The sequence below is a fragment of the Enterobacter sp. K16B genome, from assembly GCF_020216105.1.
GTDB classification, from domain to species: domain Bacteria; phylum Pseudomonadota; class Gammaproteobacteria; order Enterobacterales; family Enterobacteriaceae; genus Enterobacter; species Enterobacter sichuanensis.
Map to the genome: position 1 here is coordinate 1 of NZ_JAIWJZ010000220.1, position 449 is coordinate 449.

The following is a 449-nucleotide window of genomic DNA, read 5'->3' on the forward strand; positions in this document are numbered from 1 at the left end:
GTTTATCCGTGACGGAAACGGAAAGCCTAAGGAAGATATTACCTTTGTTTACCCGTATAGTTCGGTGTTTTCTTTTTCGGTCTGGAGCAATAACGCCCTTAAGGAAAGCACAACCATGCTGGAACGCAGCGGTGAAATTCAATCGTATATCAATAGTATAGACGGAAGTACGCTGCGAAAAGGAGAAGCACGAATTGCCGGTTTTCATGCCAGTGAATGGCTAATCACCGCCCCGCCAGAAAAATCATCCGATAATCCGTCAAAACAACTCATGTTTACCGCCGTAGCCAACGAAACCAACGCTGATTTTACACACCCCAGCCTTGATTTGACATTAAGCAATGAGATCTTGCCTGAAGGAAGTGATGTCTCATCCCCATCGGAATACAGCGACGCTGAATTGGTGGAAATCTGGGATCGCATCATTCGTTCTTTCCGCGTCAGGGAAA

1 protein-coding gene is annotated in these 449 nt (G+C 46.1%); it reads left to right on the top strand.

Translation table 11 applies throughout. The features are described 5' to 3' along the window. Positions 1-449: T6SS immunity protein Tli4 family protein (locus LDK53_RS22805; RefSeq protein WP_263643529.1), on the top strand; the 449-nt coding region annotated here is incomplete at both ends.